Origin of the sequence: Enterobacter cloacae complex sp. IR5428 (genome assembly GCF_049238585.1) — a bacterium.
GTDB lineage: Bacteria > Pseudomonadota > Gammaproteobacteria > Enterobacterales > Enterobacteriaceae > Enterobacter > Enterobacter intestinihominis.
On the sequence record NZ_JBMKHV010000006.1, the window covers coordinates 316856 to 336073 of the forward strand.

The 19218-nt window shown below is 52.8% G+C and carries 35 protein-coding genes and 1 tRNA gene; 30 read left to right on the plus strand and 6 right to left on the minus strand.

The annotated features are described in order from the left end of the window. Positions 1-2: 2 nt before the first annotated feature. The 4 genes from ACOTXC_RS11705 to ACOTXC_RS11720 form a co-directional block, all read right to left on the minus strand. A complete protein-coding gene (locus ACOTXC_RS11705) occupies positions 3-974 on the minus strand; it encodes a hypothetical protein (protein ID WP_421767677.1) in 972 nt (323 codons plus the stop codon). A 77-nt stretch (positions 975-1051) separates the two neighbouring features. Next, entirely contained in the window at positions 1052-1258 is a 207-nt protein-coding gene (locus ACOTXC_RS11710; protein ID WP_001752704.1) for a cell division protein FtsZ, read from the minus strand. Continuing rightward, on the minus strand, positions 1255-1413 hold the full coding sequence (locus ACOTXC_RS11715) for a hypothetical protein (RefSeq protein WP_421767678.1): 159 nt from the start codon (positions 1411-1413) through the stop codon (positions 1255-1257). The genes ACOTXC_RS11710 and ACOTXC_RS11715 overlap by 4 nt, the downstream gene beginning before the upstream one ends. 377 nt (positions 1414-1790) lie before the next feature. Continuing rightward, positions 1791-1982, minus strand: coding sequence for a DUF7167 family protein (locus ACOTXC_RS11720; protein WP_421767679.1), 192 nt, complete (start codon positions 1980-1982; stop codon positions 1791-1793). A gap of 504 nt (positions 1983-2486) precedes the next feature. On the opposite strand from ACOTXC_RS11720, the gene ACOTXC_RS11725 reads away from it, so the two are divergent. Beyond that, positions 2487-2780, plus strand: a complete 294-nt coding sequence (locus ACOTXC_RS11725; RefSeq protein WP_235174312.1) for a hypothetical protein — start codon at positions 2487-2489, stop codon at positions 2778-2780. A 41-nt stretch (positions 2781-2821) separates the two neighbouring features. On the opposite strand, the gene ACOTXC_RS11730 is transcribed toward ACOTXC_RS11725, so the two are convergent. Both ACOTXC_RS11730 and ACOTXC_RS11735 read right to left on the minus strand, forming a co-directional pair. Continuing rightward, the gene (locus ACOTXC_RS11730; protein ID WP_032634788.1) at positions 2822-3202 is read right to left on the minus strand and encodes a hypothetical protein; all 381 of its coding nucleotides are present in this window, start codon (positions 3200-3202) and stop codon (positions 2822-2824) included. A 73-nt stretch (positions 3203-3275) separates the two neighbouring features. After that, positions 3276-3986 carry a S24 family peptidase gene (locus ACOTXC_RS11735; RefSeq protein ID WP_032671516.1) on the minus strand — a complete coding sequence of 237 codons (711 nt, stop codon included), beginning with the start codon at positions 3984-3986 and terminating at the stop codon, positions 3276-3278. Positions 3987-4103: 117 nt separating this feature from the next. On the opposite strand from ACOTXC_RS11735, the gene ACOTXC_RS11740 reads away from it, so the two are divergent. The 29 genes from ACOTXC_RS11740 (at position 4104) to ACOTXC_RS11880 (ending at position 19210) form a co-directional block, all read left to right on the plus strand. After that, positions 4104-4325 carry a helix-turn-helix domain-containing protein gene (locus tag ACOTXC_RS11740; protein WP_000608751.1) on the plus strand — a complete coding sequence of 74 codons (222 nt, stop codon included), beginning with the start codon at positions 4104-4106 and terminating at the stop codon, positions 4323-4325. 30 nt (positions 4326-4355) lie between these two features. Continuing rightward, a complete protein-coding gene (locus tag ACOTXC_RS11745; RefSeq protein WP_001514165.1) occupies positions 4356-4922 on the plus strand; it encodes a toxin YdaT family protein in 567 nt (188 codons plus the stop codon). A 97-nt stretch (positions 4923-5019) separates the two neighbouring features. Further along, entirely contained in the window at positions 5020-5838 is an 819-nt protein-coding gene (locus tag ACOTXC_RS11750) for a ParB/RepB/Spo0J family partition protein (RefSeq protein WP_421767680.1), read from the plus strand. Positions 5839-5897: 59 nt separating this feature from the next. Next, positions 5898-6854, plus strand: coding sequence for a replication protein (locus tag ACOTXC_RS11755; RefSeq protein WP_421767681.1), 957 nt, complete (start codon positions 5898-5900; stop codon positions 6852-6854). Further along, positions 6851-7540, plus strand: coding sequence for a replication protein P (locus tag ACOTXC_RS11760; protein WP_421767682.1), 690 nt, complete (start codon positions 6851-6853; stop codon positions 7538-7540). Before ACOTXC_RS11755 ends, ACOTXC_RS11760 begins: the two co-directional genes overlap by 4 nt. 1 nt (position 7541) lies before the next feature. Then, a complete protein-coding gene (locus tag ACOTXC_RS11765) occupies positions 7542-7886 on the plus strand; it encodes an ArsR/SmtB family transcription factor (RefSeq protein WP_048702388.1) in 345 nt (114 codons plus the stop codon). After that, positions 7883-8179, plus strand: coding sequence for a DUF4406 domain-containing protein (locus ACOTXC_RS11770; RefSeq protein ID WP_017693170.1), 297 nt, complete (start codon positions 7883-7885; stop codon positions 8177-8179). The genes ACOTXC_RS11765 and ACOTXC_RS11770 overlap by 4 nt, the downstream gene beginning before the upstream one ends. Further along, complete coding sequence (locus ACOTXC_RS11775; protein ID WP_072210282.1) at positions 8176-8562, plus strand: ead/Ea22-like family protein; 387 nt, start codon at positions 8176-8178, stop codon at positions 8560-8562. The genes ACOTXC_RS11770 and ACOTXC_RS11775 overlap by 4 nt, the downstream gene beginning before the upstream one ends. A 1-nt stretch (position 8563) precedes the next feature. Continuing rightward, positions 8564-8872 (plus strand): hypothetical protein, encoded by a 309-nt coding sequence (locus ACOTXC_RS11780; protein ID WP_058687039.1) that lies wholly within the window; start codon positions 8564-8566, stop codon positions 8870-8872. Further along, entirely contained in the window at positions 8869-9624 is a 756-nt protein-coding gene (locus ACOTXC_RS11785; RefSeq protein WP_421767683.1) for a DUF551 domain-containing protein, read from the plus strand. The genes ACOTXC_RS11780 and ACOTXC_RS11785 overlap by 4 nt, the downstream gene beginning before the upstream one ends. Continuing rightward, positions 9614-9877 carry an eaa protein gene (locus ACOTXC_RS11790; RefSeq protein ID WP_421767684.1) on the plus strand — a complete coding sequence of 88 codons (264 nt, stop codon included), beginning with the start codon at positions 9614-9616 and terminating at the stop codon, positions 9875-9877. Before ACOTXC_RS11785 ends, ACOTXC_RS11790 begins: the two co-directional genes overlap by 11 nt. A gap of 211 nt (positions 9878-10088) precedes the next feature. Beyond that, positions 10089-10520, plus strand: a complete 432-nt coding sequence (locus ACOTXC_RS11795) for a hypothetical protein (RefSeq protein ID WP_421767685.1) — start codon at positions 10089-10091, stop codon at positions 10518-10520. After that, complete coding sequence (locus ACOTXC_RS11800) at positions 10513-11094, plus strand: NUMOD4 domain-containing protein (protein WP_421767686.1); 582 nt, start codon at positions 10513-10515, stop codon at positions 11092-11094. Before ACOTXC_RS11795 ends, ACOTXC_RS11800 begins: the two co-directional genes overlap by 8 nt. Then, complete coding sequence (locus ACOTXC_RS11805; RefSeq protein WP_421767703.1) at positions 11094-11261, plus strand: NinE family protein; 168 nt, start codon at positions 11094-11096, stop codon at positions 11259-11261. The genes ACOTXC_RS11800 and ACOTXC_RS11805 overlap by 1 nt, the downstream gene beginning before the upstream one ends. Beyond that, on the plus strand, positions 11258-11926 hold the full coding sequence (locus ACOTXC_RS11810) for a metallophosphoesterase (RefSeq protein ID WP_421767687.1): 669 nt from the start codon (positions 11258-11260) through the stop codon (positions 11924-11926). Before ACOTXC_RS11805 ends, ACOTXC_RS11810 begins: the two co-directional genes overlap by 4 nt. Continuing rightward, on the plus strand, positions 11919-12530 hold the full coding sequence (locus tag ACOTXC_RS11815; RefSeq protein WP_421767688.1) for a recombination protein NinG: 612 nt from the start codon (positions 11919-11921) through the stop codon (positions 12528-12530). The genes ACOTXC_RS11810 and ACOTXC_RS11815 overlap by 8 nt, the downstream gene beginning before the upstream one ends. After that, a complete protein-coding gene (locus ACOTXC_RS11820; RefSeq protein ID WP_045332081.1) occupies positions 12527-12667 on the plus strand; it encodes a YlcG family protein in 141 nt (46 codons plus the stop codon). The genes ACOTXC_RS11815 and ACOTXC_RS11820 overlap by 4 nt, the downstream gene beginning before the upstream one ends. Beyond that, complete coding sequence (locus ACOTXC_RS11825; protein WP_421767689.1) at positions 12664-13353, plus strand: bacteriophage antitermination protein Q; 690 nt, start codon at positions 12664-12666, stop codon at positions 13351-13353. The genes ACOTXC_RS11820 and ACOTXC_RS11825 overlap by 4 nt, the downstream gene beginning before the upstream one ends. Before the next feature lie 250 nt (positions 13354-13603). Beyond that, complete coding sequence (locus ACOTXC_RS11830) at positions 13604-14110, plus strand: HNH endonuclease (protein WP_050595449.1); 507 nt, start codon at positions 13604-13606, stop codon at positions 14108-14110. 4 nt (positions 14111-14114) lie between these two features. After that, positions 14115-14189, plus strand: a tRNA-Thr gene (locus tag ACOTXC_RS11835). A 163-nt stretch (positions 14190-14352) separates the two neighbouring features. Beyond that, a complete protein-coding gene (locus ACOTXC_RS11840) occupies positions 14353-14754 on the plus strand; it encodes a putative holin (RefSeq protein ID WP_001514183.1) in 402 nt (133 codons plus the stop codon). Further along, the gene (locus tag ACOTXC_RS11845; RefSeq protein WP_001514184.1) at positions 14751-15026 is read left to right on the plus strand and encodes a phage holin family protein; all 276 of its coding nucleotides are present in this window, start codon (positions 14751-14753) and stop codon (positions 15024-15026) included. Before ACOTXC_RS11840 ends, ACOTXC_RS11845 begins: the two co-directional genes overlap by 4 nt. Before the next feature lie 2 nt (positions 15027-15028). Beyond that, on the plus strand, positions 15029-15571 hold the full coding sequence (locus tag ACOTXC_RS11850) for a glycoside hydrolase family 108 protein (RefSeq protein WP_421767690.1): 543 nt from the start codon (positions 15029-15031) through the stop codon (positions 15569-15571). Further along, on the plus strand, positions 15568-15846 hold the full coding sequence (locus ACOTXC_RS11855) for a hypothetical protein (protein WP_045898244.1): 279 nt from the start codon (positions 15568-15570) through the stop codon (positions 15844-15846). The genes ACOTXC_RS11850 and ACOTXC_RS11855 overlap by 4 nt, the downstream gene beginning before the upstream one ends. After that, positions 15797-15991, plus strand: a complete 195-nt coding sequence (locus ACOTXC_RS11860; protein WP_045898245.1) for a hypothetical protein — start codon at positions 15797-15799, stop codon at positions 15989-15991. Before ACOTXC_RS11855 ends, ACOTXC_RS11860 begins: the two co-directional genes overlap by 50 nt. A 234-nt stretch (positions 15992-16225) precedes the next feature. After that, entirely contained in the window at positions 16226-16444 is a 219-nt protein-coding gene (locus ACOTXC_RS11865; RefSeq protein WP_058647150.1) for a hypothetical protein, read from the plus strand. A 165-nt stretch (positions 16445-16609) separates the two neighbouring features. Continuing rightward, positions 16610-17248, plus strand: coding sequence for a putative metallopeptidase (locus ACOTXC_RS11870; protein WP_421767691.1), 639 nt, complete (start codon positions 16610-16612; stop codon positions 17246-17248). 32 nt (positions 17249-17280) lie between these two features. After that, on the plus strand, positions 17281-17760 hold the full coding sequence (locus tag ACOTXC_RS11875; RefSeq protein WP_022651005.1) for a DUF2280 domain-containing protein: 480 nt from the start codon (positions 17281-17283) through the stop codon (positions 17758-17760). Continuing rightward, positions 17747-19210, plus strand: a complete 1464-nt coding sequence (locus tag ACOTXC_RS11880; protein WP_421767692.1) for a DNA-packaging protein — start codon at positions 17747-17749, stop codon at positions 19208-19210. Before ACOTXC_RS11875 ends, ACOTXC_RS11880 begins: the two co-directional genes overlap by 14 nt. Positions 19211-19218 lie beyond the last annotated feature (8 nt).

Genomic DNA, 19218 nt, shown 5'->3' on the forward strand with positions numbered 1-19218 from the left:
CCTCAGTAATGAATTTTTGCGCAGGGGATCAGGTCATCTTTCAGGGCGGTAAACACTTCGAAAGCCTGTTCGCGGGTTAAGCTGGTGTTGCTGGTGAGCGCGTTAACGATGTTGGTGCCGACCGTTTTGCGGTGCTTCACATCGGCTTCACGTTTTGCCTGCTCATCGGCGATTCGCTTCTCTTCTGCCAGGCGTTTCTCTTCTGCCTGCTTTGCCTTAAGGCGCTCGGCTTCCACTGCCGCGGCTTTTTCGCGTTCCGCCCGGGCTTCCGCTTCCTGCTTCTCGCGAGCTGCACGCTGTTCCGCTTCGACGCGCTGGCGTTCAGCCAGCTCTGCACGTGCTTTCTCTTCAGCTTCACGGCGCGCTGCGGCTTCAATCTCCGCTTTGTGCTTCGCTTCGGCATCGCGGCGTGCTTGTTCTGCCGCTTCCTGCTTCAGCCGCTCGTCACGTTCACGTTGAGCCTGTTCCGCCAGGCGTCGCTGTTCTTCGCGGTCGCGGTCAATATCCTTGTTCATCAGCAGGGCCATTTCATGGTCTGCTTCGATCTTGGCAGCCAGTTCCTGATCGAACTTGATGTTCATTTCCAGAGCTTCGGCGTGCAGCGCGTTCATGGCTTCCTCAGCCTTAATGCGTTCCTGCTCGGCTTCCCATTCGGTGAGTGGGCGACGGGTTGCATCGCGCAGCTCGTCGCAGGCATCAACGAACCGCTTAATTTCGGCCTCAGCAGGGCGGACAGCCTCTTTCAGTCGCTTCAGATACTCACGGCCCGGCTTTTCGATTGCCGTCTTACTGCGGGACACCTGCGCCGCCAGAGAGGCGACACGGTCACGGCCTTTCTTCGTGGACAGGTCCGGCACTTCGTTTACTGCCTGGCGGATTTGCTCAAGGTAAGCATCAAGTCCACCTGCCACATACAGCACCGGTGCCTGCTCCGGCTTGATTTCGATGACAGTTAAGTCCGTTACTTCGCTCATGGTTTCTCCTGAAATTTGGATGTGCAGATCCCGCCCGCTTAATGCCAGGCCGAACGGTTGAATTGGGGGGTTAGGTATCAGTGAACCATCGGCTCGCCGCGCTCATTCAGCAGCACAACGACGGAATCACTTTTGATGATGGTTTTTTCGAAGATGTTGAAGGCGTACAGGCCTTTCTCAACGTTCGCAGAGGCGCGATAAGTTTTGCCGTGGTGTTGCAGCATTGTGCCCGGTAAAACCTCGCTACGTGGCACTGATGCGGTGCCGTAGTGCATTCCAATCATACCTTCACCTCAACCTGTTCCAGGAGGCCAGCCAGCTTCATCTGCCAGCGGTTAAGCACCAGCTTTTCACGCGGGTTCGATACCGACGTCAGTTGCCACTCGTTATCGTTGAGCTTTTTGGCGGTGTACTGCTTGCGGTTGTGGGTGACTGTCATAAATCCTCTTGGCCTTATCGCGGCGAACGGAACAGTTAATACAAGACTTCTGCGCATGCGCTACATTCAAACAATTTTGGCGGTGGATGGCCGCCGGTTGTCATAAATGGGCAGACTCGAAAATCTGCCTATGTATGGCCGATAAAAAACCCGCCGGAGCGGGTCTATCGTGATAAGTCTCTGTAGAGCTGCTTCGCTCTCGTTCTGGCAAACTTCTTGGTGTGACCAGCCCTGATGAGAGATGCCACTTTGCTATCAAGCCAGTCGCGCTTATGTTCTTGCGAGCTTCGGCTATCCAAACTCCAGGTTGAAAATCGCCTTTCTTCCATACCCTTACCCTCTGTAGTTACCCGCGTAAAAAAGGCCGCCGGAGCGACCTATTTGATTTCGTTGTAGCCCCACTCCATGCGCTCCCACGCTACTTCCCGCATGGTTTCCTGCTGCTCTTCGTCAGACATGTCATCCCACTCTTCTGACGTGATACCGAAGTCATCCAGGTCAACCTCTGTTTCGTAGCAGCTGTGGATGTTCGCCCCAGAATCCAGGTAAACTTTGAACTTCCTGCCCATATCATCACCCCTTTGTTTATTCACCGCAGGCCACTCGACCCATTGAAATGCTTTGGTGGTGAAGGCCGGACGTTACCCCGGCGATGTGTTCCGATCCGCTCATCCGCGCTATCGTGGGCCACCTTCCTACCCAATCCCGTGATTCAGTGTGTACGGGTCGCCACTGTGCGTGTCACCGATTTCCCACGCCGCTTCACCCCAAAGCATTCCTTTCTTTGGCCAGCGCCAACTCACTGCCAGTGTTGCCCATTCTCACGCCGTTCTCGCTCTCGCGCGGGGATAACCTCACACCGGCCGGATCGCGCCCGGTGCTACGCCACGTTTTCGTGTAGGGGTCTAAACAGGTCATTGACGCTGTAAATCTGCATGTTGTTAAAAAGCAGGCGACTTACTGTCCGCCGCTGGCTAACTTCGCTCAGCTGTCGATGTTTCGTTTCGATGGAGTAATTAAACATCATGTGGATTTATAGGTCAACACCTTGTGGATTTATTTTGTTGATTTAATTGTTTCTTGTTGATTTTTATGTTGATTTATTTTTTGGTGGTACAAGTGATATGCTGCAAAAAACATCAAAAAGGGATTGGGTAATGGAATTGGATGAGGAAAGGGTGAACATGATGGCTCATGCCGCCGGGCGCGCGGTGATGGAGTTATCGCTGGCGGATCTGCCTGTAACTCAGCAAGCCATCATCGACAAGCTGGAGCAGTACCGAAAGGAGACCGGTAATGTGATCGGGAAAGGTATTAACAGAGATGCTGCGGAGATCGTAAGGAGTGGCAGGAGAGCGTTAAAGTGAAGACACCCGACCTTAAGGCCGGGCGTTGAAAGTGATGGTTGTTAATCAGCCCATCCTGATTTTGTATTAATCGCTGATTCGGCCATGGTGTATTTCTGGACCTTGTCATCTTTGAAGAGGATGGTCAGCTCTTTCTTGGTGCCATTCGTTCCGTTATGGAAAAGCCCATAGAACGGTATGAAAGTAGTGCCGTTAACTTTAACTTTGGCGAAGGCATACTTCCAAATCTCATTGCCGCCATCAGTGTATGACACTGCATCAGGTGATCCAAAGTAGGACTTAACTTCTGCCTTGGTGGTTTTTCCTTCCTGAATTTTAGTCTGAACACTGGTTTCAGTTTCGTTTTTCAGTTGCTGATTTCCAGAAGATGCGCAGCCAACAAGGCCTGTGGCAATAATCACTGCAAGAGCTATTTTTTTCATGTTTCATTTCCATTGATTGCAATCAGAAACATCTTAACATCACATGTAGTTGAGTGAAATATGATTGGTTTTGTTATCTTCTGTATCGCAAAACAGAATACCAAAATACAAACCCGATTATCTCCACATCGGACTCTTCAGCCTCTTCATCGTCATAATCGCGATTGATGCTTCGTATTAATAGCTTTCCACCAGGCTTTCGATAAAGCTGCTTTATGCGCTTTAAATCGCCCTGGTTAATAGCATAGAGTTCGCCGTCAATAATCCGCTTGTTGCCTGTATCGACTGCTACCGTTGCGCCGTCAGGAATAACGGGCTCCATGCTGTCACCAGAAGCGGGAAAGCAAAGCACTCCAGAACCATCACTATTTGCACCCACCCTTCTGAGCGTTGCCTTAGAGAATCTCAGCTTAAATCCATTGTGGTCTTCGCACTGAACTCGACCATCACCACACGCAAATTCAATATCCTTAAGAAATGGCACTTCAACCTCATCAACAGGAAGCGGGGTGTCTTTATCCCATGCATCAACAACTCCCCACTCGGACTCCGGCGGGATGTTGCTCTCCAGATCCTTCTTTGGAGAACCCTCTCCATTTAATAACCAGTCAAGAGAATAACCGAATTTTTCAGATATTTGTTGCGCCGCCTCACGACTTAACGCGTCTCTTTTTATCCAGTTGTTGACGGTCTGTGGGCTAGTCGACAAAGCCTCAGCCAAATCCCGCTGCTTCAAGCCTTCCCTTGCCAGTAAAAATTTAATTCTTTCAGAAATGCTACTCATAAAACCCTCCGCTCCATGCATGGTAAACAACATGTGGATTTTTTCCATCACCATAATGTTGATTTAATCCACATCATGAATTAACATGGTGTTGATTACACATGAGCGGAGCAAAACATGATCAACAAAAAATCCAACGCCAGCACCCCGCTTGAGAAAGCCATTAATGCAGTGGGCGGCTCTCAAAAGGTGCTTGCTGAAAAGGTCGGCGTAACGCCTCAGGCCATCAATATGCTCAAAAAGCGAGGTGGCAGCCTTCCAGTAACAAAAATGCGTAAGTACGAAGAAGTAACGGGACTTCCTCGCGAAGTTCTATATCCAGGTATCTTTGCCGCCTAACCGGCGGCCCTAACCACGAAAGGGAAAGCAATGCATTCACTTGCGTATCAACAGAGTACCGGACTTGAACAACGTCCGTTGATTTCGATTTATCAAAGTGTTCCGCGTAATAACCGTAAGCTAACTCGAATACGGGAGGCAGTTAAGGCCTGGCAAAAAGCTACGCCGGGCCAGTCTCAGGTTCACATTTCTCAGCTGGTTGCGAAAGAGTGGCTGGCGCGCGGCGGGAAGGGGTTGTTACTGGCAGGTTCTGAACACAACACGAAGCAGAACTTCTTCCGGATGATTAACGATCCGGGCCCGAAGAACGACAAGGGGTTGATGCTACTGATCCCCGTCATTATCGACGTGATGGCGCGGGATAACGAGAAAGTGGCGAGAGAGTTCGGTCTGGTCGCAAAGACTGAGGCCGAACTGATAGCCGAGGCCATGAAAGAGTGCACTGAAGCGCATCAGGCGAAGTTACTTGGTCAGCCGATACAACGCCTTGAGAAAGAGGTGAGAGAAGCTGCTGAAGCACTGCTGCGCTTCCTGCCAACTGAATCAATCGCTGCGGTGGTGACAAGTCTGGCCGCTATGGCGCCGGGAGTTATGTGATGGGTACTACCAAAAAAGCGAAAGCCCTTGAAGCGGTCACTTCAAAGGCCTTCCAAACACTGTGTCACGTCAACAACACAATTATTCAGGAGTAATTATGAGTTCACTATCCCAGCTTTACAAGCAGAAAGACAAGAATGGCACCGAGACCACTGTGAAGAAAACGTTTCTGGTTCCATTGTCAGAAATCTACGTCGAACCGGGCTTTAACGTTCGCGAAATTGACCAACTTCATGTTGAAGAGTTCCGTGATGCGTTTATTGCCGGTGAGTTTGTTCCTCCCCTGGCAGTTCAGGTCACTGAGCAGGGCATCAAGATCATCGACGGTCACCACCGCTACTACGGCGCGCTGGCTGCAACAGCAGCTGGAACGGAGGTGGCCCGTATCGAGTGCAAAGACTTTATCGGGTCTGAAGCAGATCGCATCGCCTTCATGATCACCAGTAGCCAAGGCAAAGCTCTGTCTCCGCTTGAGCGTGCTGCGGCCTACCAGCGTCTGGTCAATCAGGGCCGCACCCCGGCTGAAATCGCGAAGATGGTGAAGCGCTCGTTAGGCGATGTCGATCACCACCTGCAACTCCTTTCCTGCGGCGATGAGCTGATCGACATGGTGAAAGCCGGTGAGGTTTCAGCCTCCACTGCTGTGGCCCTTTCCCGGGAGCATGGCGCTCAGGCACCAACCGTAGCGGCCCGTCAGATGGACAAGGCCAAGGCAGCAGGTAAAAGGAAACTCACCCGCAGCGCTGCCATCCCGCAGCTATCCCCGGCACGTTCCCGTCGCCTGGCTGAGTTGCTGGTTGATGCGGAAATCGAAAATAACCGCCTCACAGTGCCCTCTACGGCGATTGAAGAGGTGCTTGCCATCATCGGCGAGCAGAAAACCTTAATGCGTGACAGCGGCTGGGAGGAAGAGTGAATACAGCAGAAATTCTCAAATTCCCGGGCACCGCCCCGGGGCAACTCAGGAGCAACAGGATGGAAAACCAGAAATCTGGCTACATCCCGTTGTACCGGAGCGTGCTGAAGCAAGCATGGGCTAAAGACGTCTACCTCAGAACCCTCTGGGAAAACTTGCTTCTTAACGCCGCTAGAAAGCCCTTCATGGCCCGCTTCAAAGGTCATGACTGGCATCTTCAACCCGGGCAACTGGTAGTCACAGCAGCTGATTTAGGCCTTCAGTTATGCGATCGAAAGGGCAACCCGACAAGCCGCGATGCCGTGGAGCGCATGCTGGCGGTTTTCGTCAGGGAGGGGATGATCACCATCGAAGGTGAGAAGCAAAAAGGCAGGGTGATCACCATCACAAATTACTCTGAATATGCTCAAAAAAACGACGATTTACCCGCACATAAAGCCGCACATGAGGCCGCACATACATCCGCACATTGCGATACCAGTAATGGCGCGGCTTTGAAGGTGGTAGCCGCACATGATGGCGCACATGGGTCCGCACATACATCCGCACAACATGAACAAGAAGGTAATAACAAGAATATAAATAACTCTACGTCCGAGAATTCTGACGAATCCTCTGACAAGCTCGGAAAGAAACCGCCTGTCATGAAACCTGAAGCGGCAATCCAGAGCGGCACGAAGTGGGGTAACTCTGAAGACCTGCGCTGCGCTGAATGGCTGTTCACCATGGTGCAAAGCATTTCACCATCTGCCAAAAAACCAAATTATGCATCCTGGGCTAACGACATCCGCCTGATGCGCGAGCGTGACGATCGCACCCATTACGAAATCGCCGCCCTGTTCAAATGGGCCTGTAACGATAAGTTCTGGAAGGGGAATGTGCTGTGCCCGGCAACGCTGCGCGACAAGTGGACTCAGCTCGATATCAAACGCAACAAGCAGCAGACAGGCGAAGAGCCTGGCAAGCCGGATCTGGACTTCAACAACACTGACTGGGCCTATGAGGTGCTTCGATGAAATCTCTTGCAGAGCAGATGCGTAACCACGACCGCGAGCAGATGAGTCGCATGGCTCATAACCTGCCAGAGCAGTATCAGGAACGCGCCCCGGTCGAGCAGGTGGCTCAGGTATTCAACAAGCTGTTCAACGAGCTGCGCGCCGCGTTCCCGGCCAGCATGGCGAACTTCCGCACCCAGGACGACCTGAACGAATTCCGTCGTCAGTGGCTGCTGGCGTTTCAGGAGAACGGGATTCACTCCATGGCGCAGGTCGATGCCGGCATGCGCATTGCCCGCCGCCAGGAGCGCCCATTCCTGCCGTCGCCGGGCCAGTTCGTCGCCTGGTGCAAGCAGAGCGGCGGGGCGCTGGGCGTCAACGTTGACCAGGTGATCGCCGAATACTGGGACTGGCGTAACCGTTCGTTTGAATTCACCTCCAGTGAGCATTTCCCCTGGTCGCAGCCTGTCATGTACCACATCTGCGTTGAACTGCGTCATCGCAGCACAGAGCGCCAGTTGACTCATGGTGAACTGGCACGCGAGGCGGGCGATCTGCTGGACATGTGGGAGAAGCGCGTCACCGAGGGTAAGCCAGTACCGCCGGTACGCCGGGCGATTGCAGCACCGGCTGCCGAGCATGGGCCTACGCCAATCCAGTTGCTTCAGGCGAAGTACAACCGCAACAAGTCGAACGGGATGGTGTGACATGACCATAACAATTCGTGGGCAGATTCTTGCAGCCCTGCGTAATAACCCGGGCCTGAACAGCGCTCGTATTGCCAGCATGATCGGCATGACCACTAAAAAGATTTCCGGCCCGCTAAGCACGTTGTTTGCAGACGGCCTGATCGAGTTCGAAGGTAAGCATGGCCAGCGGCTGTATCGGCTGACCAGCTACGGAATGAAATACGCACCGGAAACCATACCTGCCATGCCGAAGGGTAATTCGAAGCTGGTGCAGCGCACAGAGACAAACGTGATCTGCCAGGAGTGCCGCAACAGCGCGGCGATGAAGCGAGTATTGATGGTTTGGGGGAGGGTAGGGGTATGAAAATTTACATCGCTGGACCTATGACGGGTTATGAAAATTACAACCGTCCTATGTTTAACGCAGTAGCACAGCAGATGTTATCAGGTGGTCATGTGGCATTAAATCCGGCCACGCTCCCGGATGGTTTATCTCAGCGTGAGTATATGGACATCTGCCTGGCGATGCTTCGCTGCGCCGACGCCATTCACATGCTGCATGGGTGGCAAGAGTCGGAAGGTGCCGTCGCTGAGCATGCCATGGCTAAAAAGCTGGGAATTAAAATTTCTTACCAATTTGAAGGAGCCGCCCAATGAGCAACATCGACAAACGCGCATTACGTGAAGCGGCCAATGCGGCAAACGCAGCATCTTGGGGGGGTTGGGAATCTTACAAGCCACACAAAGGTGCGCGCGGATATGAGGTGAAGGTTGGTGTGAAAGCGGTAGCACAACATTGCCTCAAGGTCGATTCAGTTTTCATCGCCGCAGCCAACCCCGCCACCGTACTGGCGCTGCTGGATGAGCTGGAAGCCGCAGAGAAGCTGATTGCTGAACTGGAAGTAGTGAATGAGCTATTTCTGCGTGCAAAAGCTCTTATGTACCAATCAGGCGGCACGCCAATCGATAACTCGTTGAATCCGATTGATGCATGGCTCTATGACGCAGAGCGCGCCGCCGCAGCCTGTAAAGGAGAGTGATATGGCTAACTTGCTCGACTTACTAGGCATAGATTCCCGGCGCTGCAGCATGACGCTTGTTGAGTACAAATATGACCCGAAGGAGCGGGAGCGAATTTCAAAGTATCTCGTCAGGCATTCATCCAGCGTTAGCCGTACAACCCTGGAGCAATACATTACCGTTGAGCGAGACCGTTATGGCGCATTCAAACCCGTTGTCGCATTGGACGATTTCCCCAGCGGACTAAGCGACAGGGAATCAATGCTTAAACTGGCTGACTGGCTGCATCGCCTTGGCGTGGCGATTGAAGATGAATGGAGCAACCCATGACATTAACCAAAGAATGGCTCCAGCAGACAATCGCGGAGCTTGAAGAAGAGCGCGATGCTGTGCCAGGCGCAGTAAACGAAGATGCGGCGATGGCGCTCGCTGCGATGAAGCTGGCGCTGGCATCGCTTGAAGCGGAGGCTGTTGGCGAGGTCGTCCTGGGCGAATATGACGATTGCGGATGCCACCCGAATGCAAGGGTGGCGTGCATAGCCGCTGATGGTCAGGCTGACTGGGAGAATTTCAAGGATGGAACTCGCTTATACACCGCCCCGCCAGCGCCGGTAGTGCCTGATGAAGCTACACCTGACAATATCCAGATTCTTGCCAGCACCTACGCACCACGCGGCGTTACCTACCAGTGGGATAGTGATGAGTGCAATGCAGCGGCTGATTCATGGAACGCCTGCCGCACCGCCATGCTTCAGGGTGCAGAACCTGTAAGTAATCGTGATGAGTTGACAGACGGTTGGGTGGCTTGCAGTGAGCGGATGCCTGAGGACGAACAGGAAGTTCTAACCAGGAACAGGATGGGGCATTGCTTCGTATCGTTCTTTGATGAACATTCAGGGCTGTTTTTCGACAGGATTGACGTAGCTGCCGCATGCTGTATCGAGCACATATTGGTTACACACTGGATGCCACTGCCAGCAGCACCGAAGCAGGAGGTTATTCAGGCTCTTGCCAAAGGCATGGAGAGCTATGGCGATGCAATGAAGGAGTTGGCGAAAAGGGAGGTGAAGCATGGACGATAAATCGAAAGTGCTTCAGGTTATGCGCGATCGGGCTGCTCAGGAAGAGAAAGTCTTCGGCGGAAGGTATCCAGTTAGAATGGCCACATGGAGTCTTCGCCTGGCAATGGAGGATAGATTCCCAGATGAAGAGTGGAAGTCAGCAGAGCTTCGCAAGATTTTAACCGAGATGGCTAAGGAAGGGCTCGTAACAAAAGACTTAGGCCACAGCAGGATAGGTCAGGCTGTATGGAGACTTGAGAAGCGCGACGCCTAAACAATTCGCCGCATAACAAAACGTCAAGCAACGTTTGATTTCCAATAATCATCCATCCATAATTAAGTCATCGGAGCCTGAACAACTTCGATGACTTCTGCGCATTTAAGGGGACTTAAATGCGACCACAATCTGAACTCCTCACCTTGTCACAGATGCAGAAATGCACCTGCGATTTTCTGCATTCTGCGGTTTCCGTTAAGGAGGCCGTATGAACCTGAACAAAGACGGCATCCGTCTTCACAAATCCAACTTCTCTGCTATCGGTCAACAAATACAGCCAATGCTGGAGTCTGGGGACTGCTATCGCCTCATCATTAAGCCTTGGAAGGATAAGCGCAGCCTTTCCCAGAATGCCCTTCTCTGGATGTGGAATGGCGACGTTGCATCTGCCGTAAACCATCACTCAGCAAGCAAACTAACAGAGGAAGACCTTCATGAGTTTCTGAAGGATATGTTCTGTCCTGCCAAGCCAGTAACCGTTCTTGGTGATACCAAGATGGTGAAGTCAACAAAGCTACTCGACACCGAAGAGATGACCTTTTACCTACGCCGCATCGAAGTCTGGTGCGCAGAACGCGGCATCAAGCTCCGGATTCCCGCTAATTCCGAATATCACGATAAAGGACATGATCATGTTTGAGAATGAAATATGGAAGCCGGTTCCGGGGTATGAAGGCCGCTTTGAGGTTAGCTCACTTGCTCGCGTCAGAAGCTTGCCTCGTAAAGTGAATACATGCGGAAAAGACAAGAAGACATGGACAACCAGAACAATTGCAGGCCGCATTTTAAAAGGATGCACATCATCCCAGTACGTTCGAGTGTCGTTGTCTAATAAGCATGAATTGCTCCACAGATTTGTGGCATTGGCATTTATTCCAAACCCTCATGGCTATCCACATGTAAACCATATAGACGGCAACAAGCACAATAATCTGCCAGAAAACCTTGAGTGGTGCACACATGCGATGAACATGAAGCATGCTAATGAAACCGGCCTTTCAAATAAGAATAAAAGGCCTGTAATCGCAGAAGGGAATGGGTTCGGATATTGGTTCCCTTCAATGCAGTCGACTAAGCATTACGGATGCAACCCTGCACTGGTTCATGCCTCAATTAACGGTCACCAAGGTGAGCATAGAGGTATGAAATGGAGTTATTGCCAGCCCACTTCCGGCTGCGAGTTTCAGCAGCTGCGCGACAAGCAGGAGGCATGATGCATAGTCCTCTCGCTAAAGTCATTGAGCGCGCAATCTTCCGCATGCCAGCGCGCCGACGCAAAACTGCGTTGGCACCCTCCGAAATCCCAACCCTTAAGGGCTACACCGCCCGTCTCGTCGATCAGAAATGGCTGCGCCTGGCAGCGAGGAGAAAATCCGCATGAGCATGTATCAACGCATTAATGGCGCTGACTGGCGCAATATCTATGTAGTCGGTGATCTGCATGGGTGCTACACATTGCTGATGAGTGAACTCGATAAGGTTTCGTTTGACCCGTCCTGCGATTTGCTGATCTCGGTTGGTGACCTTGTTGACCGCGGCACGGAAAACGTCGAGTGCCTGGAACTGATTACTATGCCGTGGTTCCAGGCTGTACGCGGAAACCATGAGCAGATGATGATTGATGGACTATCGGAGTATGGGAACGTCAATCACTGGCTGGTAAATGGTGGCGGTTGGTTCTTCAATCTCGACTATGACAAAGAAGTGCTGGCTAAGGCTCTGGTTCACAAAGCGGCTGATCTGCCATTCGTCATCGAATTGGTTACCGCTGAACGGAAGGTCGTTATCTGCCACGCTGACTACCCGCATAACGAATATGCGTTCGACAAGCCGGTCCCGAAAGACATGGTCATCTGGAATCGCGAACGGGTTAGCGACGCTCAGGACGGCATTGTCTCGCCGATAGCCGGTGCTGATCTGTTTATCTTCGGGCACACCCCAGCGCGCCAGCCCCTGAAGTATGCCAACCAGATGTACATCGATACCGGTGCCGTGTTCTGCGGAAACCTCACGCTGGTACAGGTTCAAGGTGGTGCCCATGCGTAAACCATCCCGCCGTAAGTGCAAAGTATGCGGTGAATACTTCGTACCGAAATTCAACGATATCCGTATCCGCTGGTGCTGCCCGGAACACGGAGCAATCCTCGCAATGGAAGAACGCGAGAAGGAGAAGGTGAAAGCCGCGGCGAAGCGCATCAAGGAGCTGAAGGAAGCCGAGAAAGCAGGGCGACAGCGCCGCGCAGAACGCCGTAATGAGCTGAAGCCGATCCGTCACTGGGTGCAGATGACTCAGCGCGCCTTCAACGACTGGCGTCGCGAAATGCTGCTTGCTGCCGGCTATGGCTGCATCTCATGCGGCACTAAGAGCGCTTTTGTGTGGCATGCCGGACATTACCGCACCACAGCGGCTGCACCTCAGCTGCGCTTCAACCCAGATAATTTGTGGTTACAGTGTCCAGTCTGCAACGTTCATAAATCAGGGAATATCGAGGCCTATCGTGCAGCCTTGGTCGAGCAGATCGGTGAAGAACGCGTACTGGCCCTCGAATCCAACAACGAAAACCACCGATATACCCGCGAAGAACTGGACGACATCCGCGCCAAAGCTAGGGCAGATCTTCGTGCACTAAAACAGCAGGAGGCAGCATGAAACCAGAAACGCTTGAGATACTCCGCACGCGCTGGCAGCGCCTACGGATTTACCGCCGCCCGGGCTCCGTGCTGGTGGATTACCGCATCCTCCGTAACTTCGTTCGCATCTATCACCCAGCAGGAGCCGCACAATGAACAGCCAGCAACTGGAATACGTACGTCAGCAGCTCATTGTGGCGACCGCAGACCTGAGCGGGGCGACGAAAGGGCAGCTGGTAGCTTTCGCCGAGAACGCACAATTCACCGCGACGGCGCGCAGCCGGGGACGCAAGAAAATCACTGACCCGGTCACCGGTCGGAAAGTTAACCCGGACGGCCCGGCGATGAGCGGCAGCCAGTCCCGTGCCAAAGGCTCATCCATCGCGCTGGTGGGCCCGGTTGAGTTCGTGACCGCATCCTGGCGCCGGGCTGTCCTGTCGCTGGAGGACCACCAGAAAGCCTGGCTGCTGTGGAACTACAGCGAGAACGTTAGCTTTGAGCACCAGGTGGCGATCACTCAGTGGGCGTGGGCGGAGTTCCGGGAGAAGCTCGGCGCGAAGAAGGTGGCCGGCAAGACGATGGATCGCCTGAAGAAGCTAATTTGGCTGGCGGCGCAGGACGTCAAAGCGGAGCTAGCGGGTAAGGAGATGTATCAGCACCAGGACTTGGCGGCGCTGTGTGGCGTTAAACCTGATAACTGGTGCCATAACTACTCCGACTACTGGCGGGCCATGTGCACCATCTTTAAGCGGCTTGATAGCGATTCTCTTCTTTGCACTGTGAGAACACGATCACAACAAAAGTCGACTTTTTCGCAGCAGGGTATTGCAAAAGTCAATTAAATAGCATACATTTCATGTAAATCTGATATCGTCGCCATAGCTTCATAGGTCGACAAAAAATTAAGAGCCCGAGGTTAAAGCCTTGGGCTTTTTTATTTCCAAATTTCACAAGCGCACCGCAATGCGCTCTCAACTACGTCGAATCCAAAACCCTTTGAAATGAGCCTTTGAGGAAGTCAGTTAGTGCTGGCGAGCCTCGACGGGCTGATTTCCATTGCGGCAAAGGTTCATTTCAAAGCAAGGAAAACGCATGAGCTCAAAAACAATCCCTTTACCAATCGCAAAGGCTAGACAGTTTTTGGAAGTTGATGGCAGTAGTGAAAGTGGGTTGAGGTGGAAGGTTGATGCTAGCACCAGAGCAAAAAAAGGCGCCAGGGCTGGAAGTCTTGATAACCACGGTTACTACTACGTCAAAATAGACGGCGTGAAATATAAAGCGCATCGACTTGTCTGGGCCATAGCAAATGGTGAAATCCCAGATGGCATGACAATTGATCACATTGATAGAAATACTAAAAACAATTCCTTAGAAAACCTGAGGATTGCAGATTATAAGCTCCAGGCTGAAAATCGTAGCCGTGACTACCTTAAATTACGCACGAATTGCGGCTCCCTAACTGTCAGGAAATCTGGGCGAATTGACGCCTCGATCTGTATAAACTCCAAGAGATTTTATAAAAGCGGGCGAGATAAAGCTGAGCTTATTAAATGGATGGAGGAAGTGCAGAGTAACAAGATGGCTCATCTACTTGACTAATTTCGCCGGTCTAGTTCAGTGGCAGAACGGCAGCCTTGTAAGCTGCGCGTCAGAGGTTCGATTCCTTTGCCCGGCACCAGAACCCACTACCTGGGACCATTCGGCCAGAGAGCCGACATTGCCTTACCCTCATCTTCCTGGCTTGTCGCCAGGTTTTTTATTCCAGGCCCCGGGAACCATCCTCGACATGCCTTCTTGTTAAATCGTCCCGAGGGCCTGAACCAACTACACACGGAATAAATATGTCTGAGACCTTCACTATCGTAGGCGTTGGTCTTACATCGTCATCAGTCGGTGTAACCTTTGCCACGCTGTTTCCGGAGGCGACTCCAGCAGTGATGCTCGGATCACTCGCCGGAACGGCGCTATACGTTCTGACCTCAGATCCCCATCAACTTTGGAAGCAGGCTATCTTTGCGCTGATATCGTTTATCAGTGGCGTGTTCTTCTCCGTACCCATGGCGAAAATCATGGCCGGAATCATCAACACGCCGTTAAGCCTGATGAAGCCACCGGCCAGCATTGAGGTATCGCCAGCTGTCGGTGCAATTGTCACTGCTTCCATTTCCGTGGCAGTCCTGCTGCGTATTCTCCGCAAATCCAAAAGCGGGAAGATGCCGGGGCTGGGGGAGGAAGATAAATGACATGGCAGCTTCTTCTGATGGATGCAAACGCCATAGTTTGCCTGTTAATCATGGTCAGGCTGATGTTTTTCCGGAAAGAGGGAAAGCGTCATCGCCTGAGTGTCGCGGTACTGGCCTATCTGGTCATTCTTGCCGCCGGATTCAATGCCTTCAACATTCTGCTCGGCCACTACGTTCAGGTTAACCTCGGCGATCTGCTGCTTAACTCCGTCATCTGCATGGCGGTGTGGCTGGCGCGCGGTAACCTGGCGAAGGTCGTCATTACGGAATAGCCATGACCAAAGACGATATCTTTAACACCATCCTCGGCAAAGAGGGCGGTTATGTTGATCACCCGAATGATAAGGGCGGACCAACGAACTGGGGAATTACTCAGGCAACTGCCCGAGCGCATGGTTATACCGGTGATATGCGAAACCTTACACGTGAGCAGGCTCTGGCGATCCTTGAGTCTGATTACTGGTATGGCCCGCGCTTTGACCAGGTGGCAGAAGTATCCCCTTCTATTGCCGCCGAACTTTGCGATACCGGTGTGAACATGGGGCCATCGGTGCAGGTTAAATGGTTCCAGCGTTGGCTGAACGTTTTCAATAACCAGCAGCATTACTATCCGGATCTGATCGCCGACGGGCAAATTGGCCCACGTAGCATCAGCGCGCTAAAGTCCTTCCTGGAGAAACGAGGCGGCGAAGGGGAAATCGTATTGCTTCGCGCACTGAACTGTAGCCAGGGCCAGCGTTATCTTGAGCTGGCAGAACAGCGGCCGGCTAACGAGTCATTCGTTTATGGCTGGATGCGCGAGCGGGTGAGCCTATGACGACACTCAAATCTGTACTGGCGGCAATCGGAGTTGCGATCCTGATGGTGCTTGGTGCGTTTGGTGTGGGCCGTTTTCGCGGGCGTGAACAGGCTGAAGAAAAAGCAGACCGACAGCGCACAGAAGAAAAGGCCTCGGCCATTGAGTCAGCAGCCGAACGCCGGGTAGAAGCAACGAAAGAGGCCAGCAATGTACAGCAGAATGTTAACCGCATGCCTGATGACGATGTTGATCGCGAGCTGCGTGACACGTGGAAGCGTCCCGGTGGTGGTTGATACAGCCTGTGACTGGGTAAAGCCAATCTACCTTACTGATCACGACATTGATTTTCTTGACCGCCAGACGAAGCGCGACATCCTGGCCCATAACAAAGCGTGGCAGGCAAACTGCCAGAAAACAAAAGAATCGGGGGCAAAGTGACGAAAACCAACCAGTGCAGTGAAGGTTTCGACAACCCATCCAAGTTCCGCGAGGAATGGGATAAGCAGACCGAAAATAAGTAGGCCGTTACAGAAGCTCTTCTCTGAGGGGCTTCGATAATGATCTGTGTAACCCCGCAAGGATGGTGATCACATCTTGCTGACGGGTAAGCCGTAAGTGGCTAAGCACTTCTGAGAAGCAGGGCAACAGCTGCGACAAGGCAAAGAGGTAACCATGTCCGACATCTACCAAATCACGTTAACCACCCAAACAGGCGAAACCTTCACCGGCAAGATGTCACGACGTCAGCCTGAGCTGGTTAACGGCTTTGTGCCGCTGGCGACGGAAACGGGCCAGTGGCTGTATTTCGCTCCTGCCGATGTAAAGCGAGTGGAGTTCACGCCAGTACCAGCAGAGGAAGACACCAATGGCGACGAGCAGACTGTCAGTTGAAATCAAAAGCAGGTGGTGGCTTCCCGTTTACATCAAGACGCTGACAATGCTCTGCTTGATGATGCGGTGCGAGCCTGATTACCAAAAGGTGGGTAACTTCATCGTTAAGTATGGCATTAGCCAGAAGTTGAAGTATGAGTCTGTAAAGAGATAACGGAGTAACCCATGGCTAACGATGACGAGCACAGGCCTTATCCGCCAGTTAACTTCATCGCCTCCGACAACTGGCAGCCATACACCAGGCTCATTCCCGCCAATGAAGTGCATGAGTGGGTAAGCCGCCAAATCCTCAGTGATACCGGCAGCATCCATAACCCTGACCATGAACACCTGTTAGAGGCTGACCTCTGCTTCATGTGGGCGTCCGATTCGTTTGCGAAGAAAGGGCGACATGTCCTCGGGCAGGCCGAGCAGGTAATGCTCCGCGCCGGTGGCTGGCAGAAAGCCAGAATGGAACAGCAGATGCATGAATGGTTCGGGCGAATCCCGAAGTTCATCATCACGCTGGCAGCTGACTACTGCTCGCAATGCAGCGACCTTGAGTTCTGCGCACTGGTAGAGCATGAGCTTTACCACATTGCCCAGGCCACCGATGATTTCGGTGCGCCAAGGTTCAACAAAGAGACCGGGCAGCCTGTGCTTACACTGCGCGGCCACGACGTCGAAGAATTCACTGGTGTCGTACGTCGATACGGTGCCAGCAAAGAAGTACAGGAGCTCGTTGATGCGGCCAATGCGCCAGCAGAAGTGGCTCACATCGATATAGCCAGGTCATGCGGCACATGCATGTTAAAGCTGGCCTAACAATATGACTGATTATGACAGGCAGGTAATCCATGGCGACACTGAAAGGTGAGGTCAAAGCCTTCATCGTTCAGTCTCTTGCCTGCTTCGATACCCCATCCCAGGTGGTTGAGCTGGTCAAAAAAGAATTTGGCCTGAGCATCACTCGTCAGCAGGTCGAATCTCACGACCCGACGAAAGCAAACGGCAGGGGGCTGGCGCAGAAGTGGGTGGACATGTTCAATGCCACTCGCGAGCGATTCCAGAATGAAATCTCCGATATTCCGATCGCTAACAAGGCATACCGACTCCGCGTTCTCGACCGTATGGCAACGCGCGCCGAGGGCATGAAGAACCTCGCGCTTACGGCAGAGATTATCGAGCAGGCGGCGAAGGAATGCGGCGATGCCTACACCAATAAGCACAAGTTTGAACATTCCGGCCCGAATGGTGGTGCCATCCAGACGATCACCATGAGCAAAGAGGAATACAAATCCGCACGGCAGGAGATGATGGAGGATGACGACTGCTGAGCAAAGGGCATTTGCCCGTAAGGTTGAATGCGAAGAGGACGGGCTCTATTACGCTCGTTACTTCTTCAAGCAGCGCACCGGCGGAAAGATGATTGTCGCGCCTCACCACAAGGTGATTCAGCAAACGCTGGACCGCGTCATTGATGGTGAGATTCAACGCCTGATCATCAACGTACCGCCTGGCTACACGAAAACGGAACTGGCGACCATCAATATGATGGGCCGAGGGCTGGCGCTGAACTGCCGGGCTCGCTTTATGCATCTGTCCTATTCGCACAACCTTGCACTGCTGAACTCCTCAACCGCGCGCGGCATGATTAAGTCGCAGGCCTACCAGTCGATGTGGCCGATGGCGCTGCGCGATGACGCTGACAGCAAGGCCATGTGGTGGACTGAACACGGTGGCGGCGTTTACGCGTCGTCAGCTGCCGGGCAGGTTACCGGCTTTCGTGCCGGACACATGGAACCAGGCTGGCAGGGCGCGCTTATTATCGATGACCCGGTAAAGCCGGATGACGCTTACTCTGAGATCGTCCGCGACGGCGTCAACAACCGCTTTAACGAGACAATCAAATCACGACTGGCGATCGAGACGACGCCTATGATTGTCATCATGCAGCGGATCCACTACCACGACCTGAGCGGCTATCTGCTGCGTGGCGGGAGTGGTGAGAAGTGGCATCACCTGAATCTTCCGGTGATTATCGACAACAGTCAGCCATACGCTGCGCAGTACCCTGAAAACACCCACGCTATACCGATTGACCACGGCTTGCCTGATGGTTGGTTGTGGCCTTTCAAGCATAACGAATCACATCGCGTATCGTTGTTCTCACACCGCCGAACTGCTGAAGCGCAGTACATGCAGGATCCGAAGCGCTTTAACGCAGAGGGCGCGCTGTGGACTGAGGACATGATTTCAGCAGCGCGGGCGCTAAACATCACAGAGAAGCTTTCGCGGACAGTTGTTGCAATTGACCCGCAGGCGACGAACAGCGAAGAGAGCGATGAAACAGGCATCGTCGCGGCCAGTTCTTATGGCACTGGCGATCGTAGGCAATATTCAGTTGATGGCGACTACAGCGGGAAATACTCCCCGAACGGTTGGGCGACAAAAGCAATGGAGGCGTATGACCTTCATGACGCTGACGCTATCGTTATTGAAACCAACCAGGGCGGCGACATGGCAGAGGATACTCTGCGCAATGCCGGGTTTAAGGGGCGCATTATTCGTGTCCATGCCAGCAAAGGTAAGTTCGCCAGAGCTGAACCTATATCAGCTCTCTATTCACAAGGTCGCGTTGCCCACCGTGGAAACCTCTACAGGCTTGAAAATCAGCAGATGGAATACGTACCAACCACTGCGAAAAAGTCACCAGACCGTCTCGACGCTCATGTTTGGGCAATGACCGAGTTGAGCGGACAGACAGTCGGCGCAGTATTCTTCTAAGGAGCATC